Source organism: Saccharibacillus sacchari (assembly GCF_037722395.1).
GTDB classification, from domain to species: Bacteria; Bacillota; Bacilli; order Paenibacillales; family Paenibacillaceae; genus Saccharibacillus; species Saccharibacillus sacchari_A.
On the sequence record NZ_JBBKAR010000056.1, the window covers coordinates 531,858 to 555,956 of the forward strand.

Genomic DNA, 24,099 nt, shown 5'->3' on the forward strand with positions numbered 1-24,099 from the left:
GAAAGTTTGCGAAAGACGACATCATTCTCGATCATTTTTACGGAAATCGGGAAATGTACGAATATCGTGACAATTTTCACATGCTTTTGGCCTGGATTTGTTTTAAAATAAGATTATAAAAAATAAATGAATAAAGGATCTTCGGGGTAGGGTGAAATTCCCGACCGGCGGTAATGGTTTGCGACGCAAACTTAGCCCGCGACTCTCGCATCGTTCGCAACAAAACGATCGGGACTGATCTGGTGAGATTCCAGAGCCGACGGTACAGTCCGGATGGGAGAAGATCAAGCGCAGACATGCCGGTGCGAGCCGACTGTAGGTTTATTTTACGAACCTGCCAACGGATATTCGCTTCGTGTTTGTTGAACCGCTCGACCCTTCGATTAACGTAAAAACCGCCCCGAACGCCGGATCTTCCGGTCTTCGGGGCTTTTTGCGCGTATGATCCCCCTTATTCAGATGAGGAGACTAGGGAAATGAAAACAGCCAATCGTAACGACTTTACTCAAGTAAGCACAGGGGGCAAAGGGAATTCTTTCTTTTCCAAAGCTGGAAGCGGATTTTGGTTGATCGTGCTCGGCGCAGCCATGTGGGGCATCGATCCGCTGTTCCGTATTTTGCTGCTGGAGTCGATGACGTCTTCGCAGATCGTTTTGCTGGAGCATGTCATTATCGGACTGGTCGCAGCGCCGATCCTTTGGAAAAACCGGACGGAGCTGAAAGGCTTGGGATGGCGTCAAGTCGGTGCATTGCTATTCATTTCTTGGGGCGGTTCGGCTCTGGCGACCTTGATGTTTACGCTGGCTTTGCAACATGCAGGCGGAGCGTTTAATACGGTACTTCTGCTGCAAAAGCTTCAACCGCTGTTCGCGATTGTGTTGGCACACTTTATGTTGAAAGAATCGTTGCCGCGTCAATTCGGTCCGTTGTTCCTTGTCGCTCTGGGCGGTACGTATCTGCTGACATTCGGCTTCACGATTCCGTTCGGTCATGCGGGTGAGTTTATGCAACTGGGGAGTCTGCTCGCTTTGGGCGCTGCGGCACTGTGGGGCGGATCGACGGTCATGGGACGTTATATGGTAGGCAAGCTGAAATACGAGACCGTGACTTCGCTTCGCTTCATTCTGGCGTTGCCGCTGCTGCTCGCGATCACAGCCAGCGAAGGTGCGGCCTGGGCGCTGCCAGCAGGCGGAATCGCGCTCACTCTGGTCGGCGTCAATCTGCTGCTGCAAGCTTTGCTGCCGGGACTGCTCAGCCTGTTGGCTTATTACAAAGGCTTGAAAACGACTAAAGCTTCCGTGGCGACACTGGCCGAATTGAGTTTCCCTATGGTCGGCGTACTGGTGAACTGGCTGTACGGAGGCGAGGTCGTAACGCCGGCGCAGGTGATCGGCTTCATCTTGATCTGGTCGGTTCTGTTCATTATCTCCCGTCAACAGACGCAGGAGATCGGACCGGGGCGTTTGGCGCAAGAAGCGGCTTAAGCTCAGCCGAAATTCGGTACACTTGAATCTTCGGGTTCTCTTCCAAACGAGTGTGGGAGAGAGCCTTTTTTCATGAGTACGGGATTACAGGAATAGCGATCAGGGTAGAGGTTTTATGATCACCGACTAGATATGCTATCATGAACATAACGAATGACAGAGATTATCGAAAAATTTCAGATCGGGAAACGGAGAGAATGTTCATGAATGGAGAAACAACTTGGTCGGCGCGCAAGCCGGACCAATCTTTTGTACGCCTTGTGCCGGATGTGCAATTCGCACGGTTTGCAGGAGGTAAGACACTCAGTATGAACCTGCTGCTCCCAGCCACGGACAGACCGGCACCGCTGATTGTTTGGATTGTCGGCGGTGCTTGGGTTAGCTGTAATTCGGCCCGCAATCTGCCCCAGCTTGTGCGTTTTGCGGAGCAAGGTTATGCGGTAGCCGCGATCGAGTACCGTTTGGCGCATGAAGCGCGTTTTCCCGCCCAGATCGAAGATGCGAAAAGTGCATTGCGCTTCCTGCGTGCCAATGCCGACAAGTACGGGATCGACGGCAGTCGCGTGGGCGTATGGGGACACTCGGCAGGCGGGCAGTTGGCAGCGCTGCTCGGCGTGACGGGCGGTTCTCCGGAATTCGAGACCGCGGACGATTTACAGCAATCCACGCGCGTTCAGGCAGTCGTGGATTTCAGCGGCCCGACTGATATCGAATTGGATTTCCAAAGCGAATTCCATATGCCCGTTATGGCGCTGATGCTTGGGGGCACGATCCGGATGAAGCCGGAGCTTGCACGCAGCACCAACCCGGTTCATTATCTGGACGGCCGCGAAGTTCCTCCGTTTCTGATTATGCACGGGGATGCGGATACGACCGTGCCTTTGCGCCAAAGCCGCATCTTGCATGAGGCGCTGACACAGGCCGGAGTCTCCTCCGAGTTCTGCGTGCTGGAAGAAACGGGACACTCCACAGCCGAGATGCTGACCCGCGGCGACGTGCTCGGTAAAGTCGGCGAATTTTTCGATCGGCATCTCAAAGCGTAAATCATCAGCCTATTTTTGCACGACGTAAGGGTACGGACTTTGTCGCGCGCGCAGAAGAGTTTTTTTGAACGATCCCATACAAAAAGCAGCCCGTTCCGTCAAAGGAAAGGGCTGCTTTTTTTAAAACGTCGTAAATCCAAGTCGCATCTGAATCCGGTACAAAACATCTTTGATCCAGGTCGTCGCTTCCAGATGTTCGTCCAGATCCAGCGTATATTCGGCTCCGTCGTTGTTCCAGATCCGTTCGAAATAGTCGCGCACATTGCCCGTCAATTCGCTGTCTGTCGGAGCTTCCACAAACAATTCGTTTTCGAGGTTATAGTCTTTAAGATTGCGCGGGGTGAAGTTGGTCGATCCGGCCAGAATGCTGCTTTGGCCTTCGGCCCGATCAATGAACAGCATTTTGGTATGGTATTGTTCCTTGGTTGTGTTATACCAGCGAATCTGAATGCCTTCCGGTGACTCTTCGTGCAGTTCGGCAGCGACAGGACGGTTTGGAATCCCGATTTTGTCCCGACCGAACGCATTTTCATTGGGATCGAGCACCAGGCGAATTTCCGCTCCCCGATCCGAAGCGTCGATCAGCGACTGCATCACATCGTAATCCGCGAGATAGAACATTCCCATCCAGACCGTATCGCCTTCGCTTGCTTTATCGATTTCCGCGAGTACGTGCTGATGCACTTTGCCTTCCGTCAGGTATTGCACCGCGTAAGGCGCATTGGCGTCTTCTTCGGTGCTGCCCGTATACACGGGAAGCGTTCCGCCGCCCGAAAAGTCCAGTACCGCTTGCTCTGCCTTCAGCAGATCGCCGATGATCGGACCGCTGACCTCCAGCGCGACATTGGAATGATAGGCGCTCGCATCGTGGATATTGCCGCTGGAGACAATCGCATTGTTTTCCGTGATAAAAGCTTTGCGGTGGTTGGCTTTGACGTTCAGCAGCTTCAGATAAGAGCGAAGCGTAATATCCGGGCCGTCGCTTGCCATAAGATTCGGAATCCAGCCGTTGCCGGACTGACCGAACCATTGGATAAACGTGCGCCATACGGCCGAATAGATCGGAGTCGAATCGCGCAGCGGATCGGTGTTCGTGATGACGACGCGAATCCCGGCTTTTTTCATACTTTCCAGTAACGCATTGGAGGACGAGCCGTAATTCGTGTTCACCTCATCCGTAATGAACACGATATCGAGGTCCGGCACGGCTTGTTTGCGATCGATCAGCGTTTTGGCAAGTTTGGCGCTGACTTTCGGATATTGCTGTCCTTCATGCGTGTAATCGTTGAAAAGAAACACGTCAATCACGATAAATTGTTCGGCTTCGTTGATCAGTTCGATCGTTCGGTCAAAAATTTGCCTATCCTGCGTGAACTCGCGGGTCTGCGCCGGGTAAGTCAAATCGTACAAAAAATCGACCTGATCCGTACGGTAAACCGGGCTTTCGTAGGAAATGCCTTCTGGCAGCGGCTTATTCATTTGGTAAAGCAGGACCACCAGCAGCCATATCGCCAACGCAATCAGTATGCGCCGTATGATCTTGCCGCGAGTCAAGGGCGTGCTGCGTTTGTTTTTTTGCCTACCCGGGCTCTTGGGTTCATATTGCCGTTTGCCCGACGCGCGCATGATCGTGCCACTGCGGTGCGACGTCCATAATTCATCGTTGCCCATCCCGCTCATCCCTTCTATGTATGCTCTATCTCTATATAACAACAAGCAAGCGTGAATGACGCAACAGGAAAAAGGAAGTGGAACAAATTCGGGAAACCCGTTCGATACTCCCTGTTTTTTAAAGAAAAGTTGAGATAAAATGAGTCAAGAGATCATGTAGCAAACGAAAGGAGTCCGCCTTGAAAAATTCATTTGGTTTGTTAGGAGAGACGTTTGCCCAAAGTGAAGTGTATCGCCCGCTTTTTGTGCACCATCCCGACGCCATTTACGTGATGAACATGGCGGGAGAGCTGGTTTATGCCAATCCGGCAACGCAGCAGATCACGGGTTATGCCTTTGAAGAGATGCAGTCGATGAAGCTCCGCGATTTATCGGCCAACCGTGAGCAAGGGCGAATCCTGCGTTACTGGCATGCGATGCATACGGAAAAAAGACTGGATTTCAAGCTTGAGATTATACGTAGAGACGGCGAAAAAAGAATGCTGTCTATTACATATGTAGCAATCGAACAAGACGGTGCGCGGATAGGCGTGTATGCCATCGTAAAAGACATCACGGAGGATGAACGCCGAAATCGCAAGCTGCGGGAGCAGGAGAGGTTATACCATTCGCTTTTTGAATATAACCCCGCGGGGATTTTGTCTTTTGATGCTGAAGGACGTTGTTTATCGGTGAATCCGAATCTGGAAGCGATGACGGGCTTTTCGCAGCGCGAGTTGTCCGAACGGTCTTATACGGATTTTTTCGCCCCGGAATTATCCATGCTGCTGGAGAATCGGTTTGAGTACGCTTTGAACGGGCATTCCGGTAACTTCGAAGCGCAATTGTTGGCCAAAGACGAACAGCGAATCGACGTCAATCTGACCACGCTGCCCATCATTGTCGATCGGCAAGTGTTGGGGGTATACATGATCGCGCTCGATATTACGGAATGGAAGCGCCAGATGCAGCGAAGCCGGGAATTGACCGATCAATACACGTCGATCTTGAACGCGGTATCGGAAGGGATCTATGAGATCAATCGCGAAGGGCGCTCTGTATTCATTAATCAGGCAGGCGCACGCATGTTGGGATACGAAAAAGAAGAATTCCAAAATATCTATAATCACGACCTGATTCACCACAGTCGCTCCGACGGCAGTCCGTATCCGGTAGAAGAGTGCCCGATCTACCGTTCCATGCGCGAAGGCATTGCCCAAGAAGTTCACGGCGAGGTGTTCTGGCGCAAGGATGGAAGCAGTCTGCTGGTGCAGTATCGGGTGAATCCGTTATTTGAAAATGGAGAGCCGGCAGGAGCCGTCGTTGTATTCAAAGACGTTACCAGCGAGACCGAGATTATCAGGCAGAAAAACGAAGCGCAACGCGGACTGGCTGCCAAAACGAAGTTCTTGAGCCTGATGAGCCACGAGATTCGGACGCCGCTGGGCGGGGTGCTGGGCATGGCGGAATTGATGCAGGAAACGGAACTGACGCCGGAGCAGCAGGATTATATGGAAGTTCTGCTGCTCAGTGGTCGCGGATTGCAGGCTGTCGTCGATCGGATTCTTGATTTTAATGCTGCGGAAAGCGGGAACGTGCATTTTGAAAACAAGCCGTTTCGGGCACGTCGCTTGATCGAAAAATCGGTTGAGGCTTTTTCGGTTCAGGCGGAGGCCTCGGGTGTAGAATTGTCGCTGCGGATTGCCGACGGATTCCCTGCGGAGCTGGTTGGGGATGAGGGAAAACTCCGGCGGATCATGGTAGGACTGGTCGGCAATGCGATTAAGTTCACGCCGCGAGGGATGATCGAAGTATTGGCGGAGTGCCTGCTTCGACCGCGTACGGGTCAAGGCGAGCTGGCACGTTGCGTACTGAAGGTTGAGGTGCGAGACAGCGGAATCGGCATTCCGGCAGATAAGATAGGACTGTTGTTTCAGCCTTTTTCCCAAATTCATTCTTCGGCCCTGGACCGTAATTACGAAGGAACAGGCTTGGGACTCGCGATCTGCAAACGTTGGATCGAACAGATGGGGGGGACGATCTGGGCAGAAAGCCAGGAAGGCGCCGGATCTGTGTTCTCCTTCACTTTACCGATGTTGTGCGAAGAATAAAAAAGACCGCCATACTCCTGTTTTAGGCCGGAGAAGATGGCGGTCTCTTTTTTGATAGGGATAAAACTTTAGCTTTGCTTCGCGTACATCAGACCGATCGTGCCCGGACCGCAATGCGTCGAAATCACACATCCGGCCGAGGCCATTAGCACTTCCGTTACATTCGTTTCCCGAAGGATGATTTCGCGCATTTGCAAGGCATCTTCCTCGGCGTCCGCGTTTACGACTACGACAGGGCCGTCGATCCGGTCTTTATTGACCAGCAGGTTTTGCAGCATTTTGTCGATCGCTTTTTCCCGCTTGCCGCGAACTTTGTAAGCCGGTGTCATCTTGCCGTCGTTTACTTTGATAATCGGACGAATGCTGAGCAGACTTCCGATCAGATTCTGCATGCCGGAGCAACGGCCGCCTTTGTGCAGATACTCCAGGGTGTCGATCGCGAATTCGGTTTCAACCTCGGGGCGCATGCGTTCCAGCTTGCGTACGATCTCGTTAACCTCCAACCCGGCTTCGGCGTGGCGAGCGGCTTGCAGCACCTGAATCCCGATTGCCGTTGAGAGATTTAAGGAATCAAAGACGGTTACGCTACCCGGCTCGAAGTCATCGGCCGCAATCCGGGCATTCTGGTAAGTCGATGACAGCTCGGAAGATAGACTGATATACAGAATACGCTCCCCTTTTTCAATATAAGGAGCAAACGCCTGGCTGAAATCTGCCGGCGAAGGGGCTGCGGATTTGGGTAGTTTGCCCTGACGGGCGACTTTATCGAATAGCTGGGATGGCGTAAGGTCTACACCGTCACGGTAAGTCTGATCCTCGAAAACGACGTACAGCGGTACGATTCCAATGCCGTATTGCTCGATTAGCCCGGCAGGCAGATCGCTGGTACTGTCAGAAAAAATTCGAATGTTGGACATATTCATCTCCTCATGGACGCTCCCGCACACTTCAAAAGCAAGCGGGCGAAATAAGCGAAGCTGTTACATGGTCTTCAGCGGATTATCAATATCAGGCGGCAAATCGGGCGAGACAAGATATGTAGAGACTTCCTCCGCAGCTAACAGTATATCATGATCTGAAGCAAATCGGCAGGCGAAAGGCCGACGCTGGTGAAGCGTCGGCCTTTTTTTGGATGCACTCACGGGAACGTTTATCGGAAAAGGTTTGTTTTACAGGCCGCTGGCTCCCATCAGTGTGCTGAAGATAATGAAGCCGCCACCGCCAAGCAGGCACAAGCCGTTTAATACGGTGCCGATAATAGCAAATACTCTTTTGCGCGTTTTGGATAGGATTCCGACGATGCCCAAGATTGCGCCGATCAGATTCAGTACGGCTGCGCCGAGCACGCTCAGGATAAGAACGATAGCACTAAAGCCTACACTCATGAGTTGTTCCTCTGTGGCCGAGTTCACGTCGAAGTTTGTTGTGGTGCCTACATCGGCAAGCGAGTACGCGACGCCGATTGCCGAAATGACAAAGACGACGTACAAAGCAATGCTGATCAGCGAGAGTACGAACGAGGCAATGCCGACTCCGGAATGTTTCAGACGCTCTTGCGGGTAATCGCCTTGCGGATACGAATCGTACGGGCTGAACGGAGGATTAACCCGTTCGTCGTAACCGCGTCCGTCCGGTTCGCTGCGATACGGATCTCCAAAATTGTTGGTTGATTCAGATTCGTTGCGGTAAGAATCTTTGCGAAGATCGGGGCCGCTTTGACGGTCGTCTTTGCCGTCAGATGGTGGGAAACGATTATCCATGCTTCAACTCTCCTTTATTTTGGAAGCTTTTACGTGATTACTTTTTCATATTCCGGATCAAAAAGCAACCCTGAATTGCCAAGCGTCTTCCGTAATACGCAGTGAATCAGCATCTGGTTTCAGTTAGGAAGGATATTCGAGTTAAGTTTGGCGTTAAGGAACATTACCCGAGAATGCGTGCATGGATCGTAAAAATTCATGAAGTTTTCGGCTTTTTCTGGTCTTCGCCTTCATAACATTCTATAATGAAAGTCGATTTGCAAGGCGAATCGGAATAGCCTTCAAACCCGTTTTGAAGTTCAAAGGAAAAGAGGGAATGTATGCAGCGGAAAATTGCGGTTGTTGCTTGTATCGTCGCGATGATCGGCGTTGGATTAGGAGCTTTCGGTAGCCATATTCTTGGCGAACAGATCGGCGAGGATGCGATGAAGACGTTCCAGACAGGCATTCAGTATCATTTCATTCATGCACTTGCCATGTTGATTGTAGCTATGGCTATGGGCGTATGGGGCGAATCGCGCGGCCTGAGCTGGGCGGCCTGGTTATTTTTTGCCGGCATCGTCATGTTCTCGGGCAGTTTGTATCTGCTGAGTACAACCGGTCTTAAAATTTTCGGACCGATCACGCCGCTGGGCGGAGTTGCTTTTATTGCGGGGTGGATATTGATGGGGTTGTCGATGGGTAAGCGAAAACTTACCTAGACGGGGAAGCGAGAAGACTGCGAGAGAAATTCGTTCAAAACGCTGTCTCGCTTGGAAAACTGGATTTAAATTTAAAAGGTTGTTTTCCAAGTTCAAAGGCGTTTTTCGCTGAATTTCTCTTTCCGTCTTCTCGCTTCCAGTTACGCTAGGTTTTCTTGATGGTTTTTTGATGAATTAAAGACCGAGTGAACGGAAACGTTCACTCGGTCTTTTGCTTTGCAGATATAGTTTGCCCAGGACGTGTACGCAAACTCAACACCGTGCAGCTTGCCCTGCCTTTTCGCCCTCTGCGGCGTCATTTCCCCTTGACGTGCCCCGGCACGCCTTCAGAAAAATTCCTTGCCGAGAACGAAAATTCAGCTCAATCTGCTCCCGGCGGAGTTTGCGTACACGCCCTAGATAAAGACGTTTAAACCTACTGCTAGCTGAAAACTTACTGGCCTGTAAGCTCGTCGATTTCGTTTAGCGAGAAGCTGTATACTTGCTTTTCGTCCACGTGGTAAACGCTCAGCATTTGCGCGGTTTCGTCAAAGTTGATGATGCGGCAAGGGATGCTGAGTCGATTGCCTCCCGGTTTGTTGACGATCAGGCGGACCAGTCTGTTTTTGCTGATGCTGTCCCGAATGTCGTCAGGCGTCAAGTACGAAGTCAATGAAGTGGACGTTGCAGGCTGGGCTGCTTTTTGTGCGGCTTTTGTAGCGTTTTCGGTAGCCGCTGCCTGTTTGATCTGTAATCCTTTTGCCGAGGAGAGTCCGGCTCTGGATTTTTCAACGTAATTCGTCTTGAGATTGGACAAAGAGGCTTCGATGATTCGTCCGAGTTCCAGACCCGAATTCACACGAAGATCGACGACCTTGTCCGAGGCGTTGAGAAGCGCCAAAAGGGACTGTAAAGCCTGGGCGTTTGTCGAACCGTCAATCAGAATGTCAACATTGAATAAAAATCCGGAACGTTCTTGCGATGTCTTATTGTTCATAATTCCCCCGGTCTTAACCCGTTCAAATTTGGATTCGAGCTTGATGTCAATCGGAATCCCACGTCTATCCATAATACCATGACTTTTGGCATAATCCTAGTCCCGGAGGACCTCTTGCTGCTGAAAATTATCCAGTTTAATGGGTGCAAGCGAGCTAGCGTTCTTCGGTATATTTCTACATATCGATATTTTCTGAATTGACGCAACCTTGACATCTTTACTCGTGATTCCTTTGTTTCGTCCTAATTTCAAGAGGGTAATTTGTAACTAGCAACGGCGATCAAGAAAAACAAATCGTCGCATGAATTACAACTCATTCGTTCCAAGCCGAAGCTGTAGACAAGGAACGATAAATTTTAACGAAAGCAGGGATCAATCATGGCTAAAACGAAAACCGAGGCACAAACCAAAACAATCGAGGAAATTCTGAACCGCCAGGTCGCGAACCTGAACGTTCTTTACGTTAAAATTCACAACTTCCACTGGTACGTCAAAGGCGAAAACTTTTACACGCTGCATGTGAAGTTCGAAGAACTTTACAATGAAGTAACAGAGAAAATGGATGAAGTGGCAGAGCGCTTGCTGACAATCAAAGGCAGCCCGGCCGCTACCATGAAAGAATATCTGGAGCTGTCCAGCATTCAGGAAGCGGCAGGCGGCGAAGATCATCGCACGATGGTACAAACGCTGATCGAAGACTTTGCGACGGTAGCCGAAGAAATGCAAGAAGGTCTGGAGCTTGCCGAAGAAGCACATGACCAAGCAACAAGCGATATGCTGATCGCGATGAAGCAAGATCTTGAGAAACATATGTGGATGCTGCGTTCGTTCCTCGGACATTAAGAACGGCTTGTATAGCTTGTTCTGAACAAGTCTATATCAAGCAGAAAGCCCGGTCCCAAGCGGACCGGGTTTTCCTTTTTGAAACGCCGAACTATCCATACAAATGGTTGCACAACATTCATGATTCGGACAGTTTAATTTTTAAATGTATGTCGATTCGTTGAACTGTAAAATAAATTCGGGTAAAATAAATTGAGTATCAACGATAATCAGTTTATAATCATTACAAGGTTATAATTATTTTGATTAGAGCGCTTGATCAAAAAGAGATTACGGATTCACCATTATATTTTTGGAGGGACGCTGAACATGGCAACCAATTTCGTCATCGAAGGACTCAAAGCGGAAATCGAAGGCAAAGAAATTCTGAAAGGCATTAACCTGGAGATGAAAGGTGGAGAAATCCACGCGATCATGGGACCGAACGGTACAGGTAAAAGTACGCTGGCTTCTGCACTGATGGGACACCCGAAGTATGAAGTTACGGACGGCACGGCTACGCTTGACGGCGAAGACCTGCTGGAAATGGGCGTTGACGAGCGTGCGCTTGCGGGATTGTTCCTCGCGATGCAATACCCAAGCGAAATTGCAGGCGTAACGAACTCCGACTTCCTTCGCAGCGCGATCAATGCACGTCGCGGCGAAGGCAACGAGATCTCGCTGATCAAATTTATCCGTCAAATGGAAAGCAGCATGAAGGGCCTCGAAATGAACCCTGAATTTGCACACCGTTACCTGAACGAAGGTTTCTCCGGCGGCGAGAAAAAACGGAACGAAATTCTGCAAATGATGATGCTTGACCCGAAAATCGTCATTCTTGACGAAATCGACTCCGGTCTGGATATCGACGCCCTGCGTATCGTAGCGGCAGGCGTGAACGAAATGAGATCCGAAGATCGCGGTTTCCTGATCATTACCCACTATCAGCGCCTGCTGAATTATATTACGCCTGACTTCGTACACGTGATGATGCAAGGTCGTATCGTAAAATCCGGCGGACCGGAACTTGCGGCACGCTTGGAGCAAGACGGATACGATTGGATCAAAGAAGAGCTCGGAATTACGGACGAGACGGTTGGACAAGAACAAGAAGCTTAATTCAATAAGAAGCGGAAGGAGGAACACCGATTATGACATTGCAAACCATTCTTCCGGTACAGGCCGCGCAGATCAAGGAATGGGCGGAAGCCCGCAGTGAAGCCGCATGGCTGACTGAACGCCGTCTGCAGGCATTGGAGCTGGCTGCTTCGCTGGAGCTGCCAAAACCGGAAAAAACCAAACTCGACCGTTGGGACCTGAGCGCTTACGGCGCATTTAAATCGGTTGCCAAAACGGCATCGAGAGAAGAACTGCCTGCCGCGACAAAGGAATTTATCGAGGAAGGTACGCATAACCTGATCGTTCAGCACAACTCCGGCGTCGTGTACACGGAATTGTCGGAAGAACTGCGTGCAAAAGGCGTAATCTTCACCGATCTGGAGACGGCTGCGCGCGAGCATGAAGTGCTGGTCAAAAAACATCTGGGTACTGCTGTGAAAACAAGCGAGCACCAGGTGTCCGCACTCCACTATGCGGCATGGACAGGCGGAGTCTTCCTGTACGTACCGAAAAACGTTGAATTGGAAGTGCCGCTGCAAGCGGTATTCCTGACCGACGATGCTTCGGCGACATTCGCGCCGCATATTCTGGTCGTGGCCGATGCGAACAGCCGGGTGACTTACGTGGACAACTACGTATCGACAGGGCTGGACGGCAAAGTGCTGCATAACGGCGTGGTCGAAGTCATCGCGCTGGACGGCGCTAAAGTTCAATACGCGACGGTGCACCAGTTTGGCAAAGAAGTGACGGATCTTTCTTATCGCCGTGCCCTGCTGTCGAACGATGCGGATATCGAATGGATCGTCGGCGAAATGAACGACGGCGACACCATCGCGGATACCGCAACTTCGCTGAACGGCAACGGTACGCATTCCGATGCCAAAATCATCGCGATTGGTTCCGGTACGCAAAAGCTTAACTTCACGACGCGCGCCGTTCACTTCGGCAAATCGTCCGAAAGCGATATGTTCACCCGTGCGGTTATGCGCGAAGAAGCGCAATCGATCATCAACGGCATCACGAAAATCGAACACGGCGCAACGAAGGCTAACGGCCAGCAAACGGAGAAAGTGCTGATGCTGAGCCCAGCGGCCCGCGGCGACGCGAATCCGATCCTTCTGATCGACGAAGATGACGTTATGGCCGGACACGCGGCTTCCGTCGGCAAAGTCAATCCGGAGCAAGTCTACTATCTGATGTCGCGCGGTATTTCCAAAGTGGATGCCGAACGCCTGATCATTTACGGCTTCCTGGCGCCGATCATCGCGGAAATTCCGCTTGAGTTGCTGCGTACCCGCTTGCAACGTATCGTCGAAAGAAAGCTGGGGCAGTAATGAACGCCTCGGTTCGGGAGCAATTCCCGATACTCAACCAGGAAGTGAACGGACATCCGCTCGTTTATCTGGACAGCGCCGCGACTTCGCAGAAGCCGCGCGCCGTTCTGGATGCGGTACGCCGTTACTATGAGTTGGATAACTCCAACGTGCACCGTGGCGTGCATACGCTGGGCAGCCGGGCAACCGATGCTTATGAAGGCGCACGGGAAAAAGTCGCAGCGTTTATCGGTGCGGCCCATCCCGAAGAGATCGTATTCAATCGCGGGACAACGACAGGCCTTAACCTGGTTGCCGCTTCTTACGGGGATGCTAACGTGAACGAAGGCGACGAGATCGTGCTCACGCCGATCGAACACCATAGCAACCTGATTCCGTGGCAACAGTTGGCGAAGCGCAAAGGAGCGGTTCTGAAGTATATCGAGCCGAATCCGGATGGTACGATCGACGTTGAAGCTGCGGCGAAAGTCATTACCGACAAAACGAAGATCGTGGCGATCGCTTACGTGTCCAACGTTATGGGCGTTGTGCATCCGGTCAAAGAGATCGGAGCGCTCGCGCATAAGCACGGCGCGGTTATCGTCGTAGACGGCGCGCAAAGTACGCCGCATATGAAGGTTGACGTGCAGGATCTGGATTGCGACTTTTATGCGCTCTCGGGCCATAAAATGTGCGCACCGACCGGTATCGGCGCGCTGTACGGCAAAAAGGCACTGTTGGAGAACATGGAACCGGTCGAGTTCGGCGGGGAAATGATCGACGATGTCGGCCTATATGAATCGACATGGAAAGATCTTCCGTGGCGTTTCGAAGGCGGCACGCCGATTATCGCCGGAGCAGTCGGGCTTGGCGCTGCGATTGACTTCCTGAACGAGCTGGGCATGGATAACGTAACGGAGCATGAGCATCGTCTTGCTACTTACGCCATGAACCGCATTCAGGAAATCGACGGTCTGAAAGTATTCGGGCCGCAAGACCGCAAGGTCGGCATCGTAACGTTCAACCTGGACGACGTGCATCCGCACGACGTCGCGACCGTTCTGGATTCTTACGGTGTCGCAATCCGGGCCGGTCATCACTGCTGTCAGCCGCTCATGCGTTGGCTGGAAGTCAGTTCGACGGCCCGCGCCAGCTTTTATCTGTACAATAACGAACAAGACATCGACCGTCTGATCGACGCCTTGATCCGAACAAAGGAGTATTTTGGAGATGCAACTTGACGACCTGTACCGTCGCGTCATCATGGACCATTACAAAAACCCGCGGAATAAAGGCAAGTTCGAAGACGAAGGCGTCACGATCGACCTTAATAATCCGACTTGCGGCGACAAAATCTCGCTTCAGCTTCAATTGGAACAGGGAATTGTCAAAAACGCTCGTTATACCGGCGACGGCTGTTCGATCAGCATGTCTTCCGCTTCGATGATGACCGAAGCGGTCAAAGGTAAAACGCTGCCGCAGGCGCTGGAACTGGCTGAACGCTTCTCCGCGCTGATGAAAGGCGAAGAAGTCGAATTCGGCGAATACGAAGATATCGAAGCGTTGTCGGGCGTTAATAAATTCCCGGCGCGCATCAAATGTGCAACGCTGGCCTGGAATGCCCTGCGCAAAGGGATAGAACGGGAAGCCCACTAACGAAAGGGAGGAATCCACATGGCTAAAGAAGCACCGATTAGCGACGAGTACCAATATGGTTTTCGCGATGAACACGAGTCGATCTACAAGAGCGGCAAAGGCCTGACGAAGGAGATTGTCACGTCTATTTCGAAAATGAAAAACGAACCGGAATGGATGCTGGACTTCCGTCTGAAATCGTTCGAGCAGTTCCAAAAGATGCCGATGCCTACATGGGGCGGCGACTTGAGCGAACTGAACTTCGACGATATCCAATACTACGTGAAACCGTCCGAAGGACAAAGCAAAACGTGGGAAGAAGTTCCAAGCGAGATCAAAGAAACGTTTGATAAGCTGGGTATTCCCGAAGCGGAACAAAAGTTCCTTGCAGGCGTGTCGGCACAATACGAATCCGAGGTCGTGTACCACAACATGCAGAAGGAACTGGAAGACCAAGGCGTTATCTTCATGGATACCGATACGGCTCTTAGAGAGCACCCGGAAATTCTGAGAGAACACTTCGCCAAAGTCATTCCGCCTTCCGACAATAAATTCGCGGCTCTGAACAGCGCGGTATGGTCCGGCGGTAGCTTCATCTACGTACCAAAAGGCGTGAAGTGCGAAGTACCTCTGCAAGCGTACTTCCGCATCAACTCGGAAAACATGGGTCAATTCGAACGTACGTTGATCATTGCGGACGAAGGCAGCTTCGTGCACTATGTCGAAGGCTGTACGGCTCCGGTCTACGGCACGAACTCGCTGCACAGCGCGGTCGTTGAAATCATCGTGAAAAAGGATGCCCGTGTCCGTTACACCACAATCCAAAACTGGTCGTCCAACATCTACAACCTCGTAACCAAACGCGCGGTTGCGGAAGAAAACGCCAATATGGAATGGGTAGACGGCAACATCGGTTCCAAGCTGACGATGAAATACCCGGCTGTCGTTCTCAAAGGACGCGGCGCCAAAGGTTCCGTTCTGTCGATCGCGGTTGCCGGCAAAAACCAGCATCAGCACGCAGGCGCGAAAATGATCCACCTGGCTCCCGACACGACTTCGACGATCATTTCGAAGTCGATCAGTAAGCACGGCGGCAAGGTTACGTATCAAGGTCTGGCTTCGTTCGGTCGCAAAGCGACAGGCGCCAAGTCGAACATCAAGTGCGATACGTTGATCCTGGACAATCAATCCACGTCGGATACGATTCCGTATAACGAAATCCTGAACGACGACGTGATGCTGGAGCACGAAGCAACGGTATCGAAGGTATCCGAAGATCAGCTCTTCTACCTGATGAGCCGGGGCCTCAGCGAGAACGAAGCGACGCAGATGATCGTTATGGGCTTCATCGAGCCGTTCACGAAGGAACTGCCGATGGAATACGCGGTCGAGATGAACAGATTGATCAAGTTCGAAATGGAAGGTTCGATCGGTTAATTTCTGAAAACCCTTGTGTGGCAAGGGTTTCAGGATATTGAATCGGCACCTTGAGCGGTGTCGTGCCGATTATGTGCCAACCGAGATTTTGGTTTAATATAGAGGGCGAACTTTCCGAGTTCGCCCTCTTATTATTTTTGCGACTCGCCCTAGATGCCGTCTGTCTGTTATACTGAAAAGGCTGACATTTTCTTTTAAATTTGCGCGACTAGCAGGAATCATTGGGATTGTGCCGAATTAGTTGGCTACGGCATGTACGCAAATGGCGCATGATGCAGAGTTGCCGCTTCTGTGCGGTCTGGCAAATGACGGCTGCCGTCGTTTGGCATACGCCGCGGCATGAGCCATTTGCGTACGTGCTTTTAGAGAAGGAGGAGTATAAGAAGATGAGCTTCATTTCCGTAATCGCAAAAGAGAAATTTATAACCGTGATGAGCGACAATGCCGCCGCCGGTTCGGAACATACGCCGCAGCCGGAAGAGCATGTGGTGAGAGTGGGGGAACGCGAGTTTGTGGCTACAGCCGGAGGGGATCGTGAAGCGCGCGCGGTTATTGCCAAGCACGTTGAGGATCTGCTGAAGGAAGGCACGCCTTATGATCGCATTCTGGTCATTTTGCAGATGACGCTGTCCGCTTTTTCCGAAAAAAGCAAATCGATCATGACGGCATTCGGCGGCGTGAACAAAGACGGAGACGTCGAAGTTTGCACGTATGACCACAACAGCCGTGCAGAGCGCCATCTGAAGCCACGTGGCAGCGAGATTGCTTATTTCTTCCTGGCAGAAGGCGCAGGCAAGTACGGTAATCTGTACGAGCTGCTCCAAAGCTATTGGAAAGAGACCGGAACGGAAACGCCGAGCGCGATGATCCAATCCCAGAAGCTGTTGAACCGTTACGTCGCGTCCAAAGACGAGGATGTTCACGCATCGACAGTCAAATTGGTTTTGAAAAAATAGACCAAATAAAAACACGTGCCCGCTTTTTGGCGGATACGTGTTTTTTCTGCTGCAATGCAATGAAGGAATCAGGCCTCGCTATCCGAAAACACTTCTTCAATGTCCAGATCGTGTTCCGTGGAAAGATCGACGAAACGGTCGCTGACACGAACTAGAGGCCGGAAGAAATCGGTAGGATGGTTCATGACAATATAGCCGAGCTCCCCATTGGTTAGCTTCACTTTTTTATTGATAAAGTAAGGCAACATATTGCGAATGAACGTATGCGTAGGTTCCGCCGACAACTGTCCGAAGCTGAGCGAATACAATTCCTTCAGCACGTTGATGAGTTCCTGCTTGTCTTGGTAAACGCGGTTGCTGGTCATGGCACTGTAAACGTCCGCCACGGCAATGATCCGCGACCAAGGGTGCATTTCCTCTTCTTTGATTCCGTACGGGTAACCGCTGCCGTCTCCGCGCTCGTGGTGCTGGAGAGCTGCGGTCGCAGCGACCGTGTCCCCCAACGAGTTGCGAATGATTTCGTACCCGTTTACGGTGTGGGTTTTGATGATCTCGTACTCTTCACGCGTCAACCGACCCGGCTTGTTCAGAATTTCGCTTGGAATGGTCGATTTGCCGATGTCGTGCAAATAGCCTGCCTGACAGATGGCAGAAGCTTCGTCATGCGGATGCCCGAGCCAGAGCGCAAGGTAGTAAGACAGCATACCGACTTGCATGGAATGAACATACGTGTAGTTCGCGTCCCGGTTCAGCAACAGCAGCAAAGCTACCGCGTCTTTTTGGGAAGCCAATACGTTGAAAAGCGGCTGCATGATGTCTTCGACGAGTTCGCTGTTGAACGTGCCGGTCGTCATGGATTCGTGGAACAGAGATTCGAACATGAGCACTGCATCGTCGAACGTTGACTTGATTTCCGGGAAGAAATAAGCGGCTGAGCTAGCATTGGTGTACGCTTCTTCCACATTGGGTTGAACTTCGACATAATCAATGCTGTGCTGAACCAGACGAGCGATTTCCGCATCGTAAAGCGCAGTGCCTTTGGCGAGAATGTGTACGCCGTGTCGGTTGAAGGTGTCGGCGATCAGGCGGTCGCCGGGCTTGAGATCGGTCACGTAAACTTTCAAAAGCGATGTCTCCTTTCTGTAACGAACGAATGCTGCGGAGAACGATGGAGACTACCGGGCGATATCGCTTCCCGTAAGACTTCGTCATCCCCGAGATCTCAGATTTTGCAGATCGGCACGATCCGGTCCCTCAATCGCGTCGGCTGAAACCAATCATGGGGCGCGAAGTAGGTCATGCGCATCATGGAGTCCTCGCTTCATTTTCTGGGCCTAAAAGCACAGAGAATGTCTAACTCGTATATCGGCAGAACAGGTGCAATTTGTTTGCGGTTAAAATCTTTCCATAAATATGATACTGACCCTCTCAATATATCATACTCCATCATTAAATTGGAGGGTAATGTACGAGACAATTCTATCATACAAGTGCAGAATATCCTTATTTTTCATCTTATTTTATAGGTGTTTGACAAACATTTTGGAAGCAAGGAATGTCTTATTCTTTTCGAGTGCCCGGTGTCATGTTAAAATGCTTGCATAGGGCCCGAAAACAGACTTGTTTGTTTCCGGGTATAGCCTTATGATTGAGTGTCAAAGCGAATACGATATCGCGTCGGCGTAGCACCGGGAATCGTAGTGCGACGTCGCTCGCGCAGGATGTAAGGTCCGAAGGAGGACGGCTTCAATGGGCTCAAAGACAGAAGAGCGAGACACGTTGACGATTTTGCATACCAACGACCTTCACAGCCACTTTGAGCAGATGGGCCGGATCGCCGCGTTTATCGCTGCGGAAAAATCGCAGGGTAAGCCGGTATGCACACTCGACGTGGGCGATCATATGGATCGAATGGCGATCGAGACGGAAGGCAGTCTGGGATTGGCCAATGTCGATATTCTCAATCGCACCGGTTACGATGCCGTGACGATTGGCAATAATGAAGGCTTGACGTTTACACCGGAGCAACTTGGAGAAGTCTATGCGCATCTGGAATGTCCGGTTGTATGCGGAAACGTAAGGATGGCGGATGGTTCATTGCCTGCTTGGCTACAGGATTCGGCAGTCATTGAAACCAGCGGATTTAAGGTGGGCATACTGGGCCTGACCGCGCCGTTCTCCGATTTTTATCGATTGTTGGGCGTAGAAGTATCCGATCCGTTTGCTGGCCTTCAGCAGCGAGTCCATGAACTGCGCCAACGTGCCGATATTATCGTTTTGCTATCTCATCTGGGACTTGCGTCGGATGAGCGAATAGCCGGCATGATAGAAGGAATCGACCTGATTCTGGGCGGTCACACGCATCACCTGCTTGCTGAGCCTATCGCAATCGGGAAAACCGTCGTATGTGCGGCCGGTAAGTTCGGCCAACATATCGGGCGAATCGTGATTGAACGCGATTCCGTATCGGGCCAGTGCGAAGTCAAAAAGGCCGGGCTTGTCGCGCTTGGCGACGAGGTTAATTCAGACGATCGGATTGACCGCGCCATCTCTAGGCATCATCAGGAGGCGGCAGAGCGTCTTCGGCGGGTAACTGCCGTATCCGAGCAGGAATTGGCAGTCGATTACGAGCAGGAGTCCGAACTCGGAAATTTGCTTGCCCAATCGGTTCGCCGGTTTGCCGGAGGAGAGTTTTCGTTGGTCAATTCCGGTCAGGTGCTCGGCCCGTTGCCTCCCGGAGAGATCACGGAAGGCATGCTGCACGCGCTGTGCCCGTCACCGATCAATCCATGCGTGGTGACGCTTCGCGGCAGCGATATTTTACGCAGTCTGGAACAGTCGCTCCTGCCGGAATACACAGGCAAGAAGCTAACCGGATTCGGATTTAGAGGCGAGAGGCTGGGTGGCTTGTGTACGGATGGATTATCCGTACGCTATGATCCGGAAGCAGAGCCGTATTCGCGTATTTTGGAGGCTAGAACGTCCGAACGGGCAATTGAGCCCGACGAAGAGTACCGGGTGGGGACGCTGGATATGTTTACGTTTGGTGCCGGTTACGAATCGCTCAGCCGCGGAACGGATAAGACGTTTATCTTGCCTGAATTTTTGCGCGATCTGTTGCGCATGGAACTCGGGCGTCCCGGCGCTGCCGGAGAAGCCTCCGCTGCACGCTGGATACGAGCCTGACGGCCGGGAGCGTATCGCTGAGGACGGGTCCTTGTTTAGGCAAGGTTCGCCTGATCTATAGTAAAGTTCAAAATATCAACGGCCCTCGCCGCCAGAATCGGTTGCCGAGCGATCTGGATCACGGGACGGCTTAAATGGAGTGGAAGTTTGTGCGCCTGCTGTCGATCGGACAAGTACAGCCCGGCATGAAGCTGGGCAAACGCATTTATAATGAAGAGGGTTTGACGCTGTTGGCCGAAGGGGCCGAGCTGACGTCTTCGATCCTCCGCAGGCTGGAAAAGCTCGGGGTCGACATGCTGTACATTCAGGACCAATTGACCGACGACATCGTACCGCCGGAGATGATTGCCGACGAGACGAGACGCCAGGCTATTAAGCAAATCCGAACCGTTTACCGCAGCATGATGAATGATACGATGGGGAGGATGTCCTATCCCCATCTGGGCTATAGCTTTCGCAAAATGACGGAAGAGATTCTGAATGACCTGGGCTCCCGGGAAGACGTTTTGATTATGTTAGGCGATATTCATACGACGGATCATTACTTATACACGCATTCTTTCAATGTCTGCCTCTATACGCTAACGCTGGGAATGGCCGCTGGCTATTCGCGGGAAGATCTGTTTACGCTTGGAATGGGCGCTATGCTGCATGATATCGGAAAGACCCGTATTGAGCCGAAAGTGCTGCTGAAGCCGGGCAAGTTGTCGGACGACGAATTTTCGGAAATGAAGCGGCACACAGAATTGGGTTTCGCGATCTTGAAGGATGAGCCTTTTGTTCCGCTGCTTGCTGCGCATTGCGCGTTCCAGCATCATGAGCGGCTTGACGGTAGCGGATATCCGCGAGGGATTCACGAGGGTGAGATCCATGACTTTGCCAAGTGGATTGCCATTACCGATTCGTATGACGCGATGACGACTAACCGGGTATACCGCCGGGGAATGCTGCCGCATCAAGCGGTAGATATTTTATACGGTGGGTCTTGTACCCAATACGATCAACGCAAGCTGGAAGTGTTCCGGGACAAAGTAGCCTTGTATCCGGTAGGGCTGACGGTAAAACTCAATTCAGGAGAGACGGGCGTGGTCACCAGCGTTCCGTCGAAGACGCCCAATCGTCCGATTGTGCGAATCATCGAAGATGCGGAAGGCGGCAGCGTGCAGCCTTATGAAGTCGATCTTTCACAGCATCTTTCGACCATGGTGGAACGAATTTCGGATCGCTAAAAATCCGGTCTGGCAATCGTTGGCTGTAAAACGGTTATATTAAAGAAAAGTAGCTTTTACCCTTTTGGACTGCCGCGGCTTTTGTCGCAGCGGTCCGAAGGCAGTTCTTAATCATAAAGGTGGTCAACATGACAGTAATCAATAACAGTGGTCAGAAGCTTCGCGATTTGTCTCCCAGTTACGATCCGTGGGACCCGATTCGCTCGCTGCGCAAACACGGACGGCATCGTCTGACGAGCGTGGAAATGACGGTCACTAATTTGTGCAATATGCGCTGCGAACATTGCGCGGTCGGCGATACGCTCGTTTTGAACGAGCCGGACATGATTCCGCTCGATCTGATGCTGCGCCGTTTGGACGAAGTCGAGCATTTGGAGACGATCAGCATCACGGGCGGGGAACCTTCTTTCCGCCGTCAGACCGTGGACAACGTGATCGTGCCTCTGCTTCGTTACGCGCGGGAGCGCGGCATCCGTTCGCAGATCAACTCGAACCTGACGCTGGATCTTGCGCGTTACGAGAAACTGCTGCCTTATTTGGACGTGATGCACATTTCGTTCAACTACACGGGGCCCGAGCATTTTCACGAGACCGGGTTTGCGAACAGCGGTCATCCGGTTCCGTTCGCTGCGGCCGAGAGAATGTATAATCGTATGATCGACAACGCGAAAAGCCTCAGCAAATCGGGCATGTTCATTTCCGCGGAAACGATGATCAATTTCCGCACGCACAAACATTTGCCGCAAATGCATCAGGCTGTGCTTGATATGGGTTGTGTGCGTCATGAAGTGCATCCGATGTATCCTTCGGCTTTTGCCGCTAATCTGCCCGTATTGTCGTTGGATGAGATGCGTGTAGCAATCCATGATTTGCTGGATCATCGTAATGAGGATGTCTGGATGTTGTTCGGTACATTGCCGTTCTATGCTTGCGGAAGCAACAAAGAAGAACGCGAACTGCTGAATCGTCTGTATAGCGCCAAAAATGTAACGGTACGCAATGATCCGGACGGACGGAGCCGCGTAAACGTTAATATGTTTACTGGCGATGTGTTTGTCACGGACTTTGCAGCCATTCCTTCATTTGGTAGTGTATATAAGGACAATCTCGATTCAATCTTCGAAGAATGGACAACCAATCATCCTTTGAATCGCACCGTTAACTGTTTCTGTGATGCGGCAAGCTGCTGTGGACCGAACTTGCTAGTCGCAGATATGTATTATAAAGGGGTCGATTTCAAGTCGCGCCGTGCGATTTTGGAATAGGGAATACCGGATTTTCGGCATGTGCTGAAGAAAAGAGGAGATTTCATTGGACCACCAGATAGAGATAGGAACATTGGCGATTAATCTGTTTTTGGTTCTGCTGCTGGTTCTTCTGAACGGCGTATTCGTTGCTGCGGAATTTTCCCTCGTCAAAGTTCGGCACTCTCGGCTGCTTCAGCTTGAAACGGAAGGGAACCGTTTGGCGCCTTACGCCTTGAAGGTCGCCAATCGGCTGGATGCCTATCTATCCGCTACGCAATTGGGTATCACTTTGACTTCACTCGGACTCGGTTGGCTCGGCGAGCCGGCCGTGTCGGAGCTGTTGGTTGAACCGTTGATGTACCAAATGGGCTTTACCGATCCGGGTCTGATCTCGGGCATATCGGTTGCAGTCGGCTTCGCCATTATTACGTTCCTGCATATCGTACTGGGCGAATTGGCCCCCAAATCGTTGGCGATTCAAAAATCCGAAGGCACCTCGCTTGCACTGGCTGGACCGTTGCTTGTGTTCTACTATGTATTCCTTCCGGTGATCTGGTTGCTCAACCATGCAGCTAACGCATTTCTGCGTATCTTCGGGATTCAACCTGCCGGAGAGGCCGATGCGGCCCATTCGGAGGAAGAGATTCGGATTCTGATGAATCAGAGTGCGAAGAGCGGAGCCATTGATCTGGAGGAAGTCAAACTAATGGACAACATCTTCGACTTCTCCGATATGCTGGCACGCGAGGTTATGCTTCCGCGAACCGATATGGATTGTCTGTATGTGAACCTTCCATTGAAGGACAATATGAAGATCATTACCGAGACGCGGCACTCCCGCTATCCGGTAGCGATCGAAGACAAAGACCAAATCATCGGCTTCGTACATATCACGGATGTCCTGCTTTGGCCGCAGGGGACGGAACCGAATCTGCGCAAGCTGGTTCGGCCGATCTTGAACGTGCCGGAGTCGATGGAAATCAGCCATGTGCTACGGTTAATGCAGCAGAAGCGTGCGCAGCTTACGCTTGTTGTCGATGAATACGGCGGTACGGCCGGGTTGCTGACGGCAGAAGAGATTCTGGAAGAAATCGTCGGCGACTTGTACGATGAATTTGAGGACGAACGACCGGAAGTCGAAGTCGTGGGAGACGTGATCTCTGTCGATGGCCGTCTCTTAATCGAAGAGGTCAATGATCTGACCGGAGCCGGCATCGATGATGAAGAAGTCGATTCGATCGGTGGCTGGATGTTTAAGGAGCTTGAGGGTAACCCGCTGCCGGGACAAATCGTCCAGTTCGGTCGCATACAGTTTGAAGTGGCTGAAGCCGAACGACTGCGCATCACCCGCGTCAATATTCATAAGCCGCACAAAGAGACGGATGAGAACGAAGAACACGGGGAAGAAAATGAACGGGGAGAGGATTGAG

Annotated in this window: 20 protein-coding genes and 1 riboswitch; of the genes, 15 read left to right on the forward strand and 5 right to left on the reverse strand. The window is 51.6% G+C overall.

Features of this window, described 5'->3' with window-relative positions:
* Positions 1–133 precede the first annotated feature (133 nt).
* Positions 134–289: riboswitch (FMN riboswitch) on the forward strand.
* A 187-nt stretch (positions 290–476) separates the two neighbouring features.
* On the forward strand, positions 477–1,484 hold the full coding sequence (locus tag WKI47_RS23650; RefSeq protein WP_340229633.1) for a DMT family transporter: 1,008 nt from the start codon (positions 477–479) through the stop codon (positions 1,482–1,484).
* A gap of 203 nt (positions 1,485–1,687) precedes the next feature.
* Positions 1,688–2,527, forward strand: a complete 840-nt coding sequence (locus WKI47_RS23655; RefSeq protein ID WP_340229634.1) for an alpha/beta hydrolase — start codon at positions 1,688–1,690, stop codon at positions 2,525–2,527.
* A gap of 120 nt (positions 2,528–2,647) precedes the next feature.
* Here the strand turns inward: WKI47_RS23655 and WKI47_RS23660 are convergent, their stop codons facing one another.
* Entirely contained in the window at positions 2,648–4,198 is a 1,551-nt protein-coding gene (locus WKI47_RS23660) for a phospholipase D family protein (protein ID WP_340229635.1), read from the reverse strand.
* Positions 4,199–4,377: 179 nt separating this feature from the next.
* On the opposite strand from WKI47_RS23660, the gene WKI47_RS23665 reads away from it, so the two are divergent.
* A complete protein-coding gene (locus WKI47_RS23665) occupies positions 4,378–6,288 on the forward strand; it encodes a PAS domain S-box protein (protein ID WP_340229636.1) in 1,911 nt (636 codons plus the stop codon).
* A 68-nt stretch (positions 6,289–6,356) separates the two neighbouring features.
* Here the strand turns inward: WKI47_RS23665 and WKI47_RS23670 are convergent, their stop codons facing one another.
* Both WKI47_RS23670 and WKI47_RS23675 read right to left on the reverse strand, forming a co-directional pair.
* Positions 6,357–7,205, reverse strand: coding sequence for a DegV family protein (locus tag WKI47_RS23670; RefSeq protein ID WP_340229637.1), 849 nt, complete (start codon positions 7,203–7,205; stop codon positions 6,357–6,359).
* Positions 7,206–7,457: 252 nt separating this feature from the next.
* A complete protein-coding gene (locus WKI47_RS23675; protein ID WP_340229638.1) occupies positions 7,458–8,048 on the reverse strand; it encodes a DUF4064 domain-containing protein in 591 nt (196 codons plus the stop codon).
* Positions 8,049–8,368: 320 nt separating this feature from the next.
* Here WKI47_RS23675 and WKI47_RS23680 point away from each other — a divergent pair, with 320 nt between their 5' ends.
* Positions 8,369–8,749, forward strand: a complete 381-nt coding sequence (locus tag WKI47_RS23680; RefSeq protein ID WP_340229639.1) for a DUF423 domain-containing protein — start codon at positions 8,369–8,371, stop codon at positions 8,747–8,749.
* A 433-nt stretch (positions 8,750–9,182) separates the two neighbouring features.
* Here WKI47_RS23680 and WKI47_RS23685 read toward each other — a convergent pair whose 3' ends face one another.
* Complete coding sequence (locus WKI47_RS23685) at positions 9,183–9,725, reverse strand: hypothetical protein (protein WP_340229640.1); 543 nt, start codon at positions 9,723–9,725, stop codon at positions 9,183–9,185.
* A 378-nt stretch (positions 9,726–10,103) separates the two neighbouring features.
* Here WKI47_RS23685 and WKI47_RS23690 point away from each other — a divergent pair, with 378 nt between their 5' ends.
* The 7 genes from WKI47_RS23690 (at position 10,104) to WKI47_RS23720 (ending at position 17,007) form a co-directional block, all read left to right on the forward strand.
* A complete protein-coding gene (locus tag WKI47_RS23690; protein ID WP_340229641.1) occupies positions 10,104–10,568 on the forward strand; it encodes a Dps family protein in 465 nt (154 codons plus the stop codon).
* A 309-nt stretch (positions 10,569–10,877) separates the two neighbouring features.
* Positions 10,878–11,666 (forward strand): Fe-S cluster assembly ATPase SufC, encoded by a 789-nt coding sequence (gene sufC / locus WKI47_RS23695; protein ID WP_340229642.1) that lies wholly within the window; start codon positions 10,878–10,880, stop codon positions 11,664–11,666.
* Between the two features lie 32 nt (positions 11,667–11,698).
* Positions 11,699–13,000 (forward strand): Fe-S cluster assembly protein SufD, encoded by a 1,302-nt coding sequence (gene sufD / locus WKI47_RS23700; protein WP_340229643.1) that lies wholly within the window; start codon positions 11,699–11,701, stop codon positions 12,998–13,000.
* Entirely contained in the window at positions 13,000–14,220 is a 1,221-nt protein-coding gene (locus WKI47_RS23705; RefSeq protein WP_340229644.1) for a cysteine desulfurase, read from the forward strand. The genes sufD and WKI47_RS23705 overlap by 1 nt, the downstream gene beginning before the upstream one ends.
* Entirely contained in the window at positions 14,210–14,635 is a 426-nt protein-coding gene (sufU, locus tag WKI47_RS23710) for a Fe-S cluster assembly sulfur transfer protein SufU (protein ID WP_340229645.1), read from the forward strand. Before WKI47_RS23705 ends, sufU begins: the two co-directional genes overlap by 11 nt.
* 18 nt (positions 14,636–14,653) lie before the next feature.
* The gene (gene sufB, locus WKI47_RS23715) at positions 14,654–16,051 is read left to right on the forward strand and encodes a Fe-S cluster assembly protein SufB (RefSeq protein WP_340229646.1); all 1,398 of its coding nucleotides are present in this window, start codon (positions 14,654–14,656) and stop codon (positions 16,049–16,051) included.
* A 386-nt stretch (positions 16,052–16,437) separates the two neighbouring features.
* A complete protein-coding gene (locus tag WKI47_RS23720) occupies positions 16,438–17,007 on the forward strand; it encodes a hypothetical protein (protein WP_340229647.1) in 570 nt (189 codons plus the stop codon).
* A gap of 68 nt (positions 17,008–17,075) precedes the next feature.
* Here WKI47_RS23720 and WKI47_RS23725 read toward each other — a convergent pair whose 3' ends face one another.
* A complete protein-coding gene (locus tag WKI47_RS23725; protein WP_340229648.1) occupies positions 17,076–18,131 on the reverse strand; it encodes an HD-GYP domain-containing protein in 1,056 nt (351 codons plus the stop codon).
* 625 nt (positions 18,132–18,756) lie between these two features.
* Here WKI47_RS23725 and WKI47_RS23730 point away from each other — a divergent pair.
* The 4 genes from WKI47_RS23730 to WKI47_RS23745 all read left to right on the forward strand — a co-directional run bounded on the left by WKI47_RS23730 (position 18,757) and on the right by WKI47_RS23745 (position 24,098).
* Positions 18,757–20,193, forward strand: coding sequence for a bifunctional UDP-sugar hydrolase/5'-nucleotidase (locus WKI47_RS23730; protein WP_340229649.1), 1,437 nt, complete (start codon positions 18,757–18,759; stop codon positions 20,191–20,193).
* A 134-nt stretch (positions 20,194–20,327) separates the two neighbouring features.
* A complete protein-coding gene (locus WKI47_RS23735; RefSeq protein WP_340229650.1) occupies positions 20,328–21,422 on the forward strand; it encodes an HD-GYP domain-containing protein in 1,095 nt (364 codons plus the stop codon).
* Between the two features lie 128 nt (positions 21,423–21,550).
* A complete protein-coding gene (gene yfkAB / locus WKI47_RS23740) occupies positions 21,551–22,687 on the forward strand; it encodes a radical SAM/CxCxxxxC motif protein YfkAB (RefSeq protein WP_340229651.1) in 1,137 nt (378 codons plus the stop codon).
* Positions 22,688–22,733: 46 nt separating this feature from the next.
* Complete coding sequence (locus tag WKI47_RS23745) at positions 22,734–24,098, forward strand: hemolysin family protein (RefSeq protein ID WP_340229652.1); 1,365 nt, start codon at positions 22,734–22,736, stop codon at positions 24,096–24,098.
* Position 24,099 lies beyond the last annotated feature (1 nt).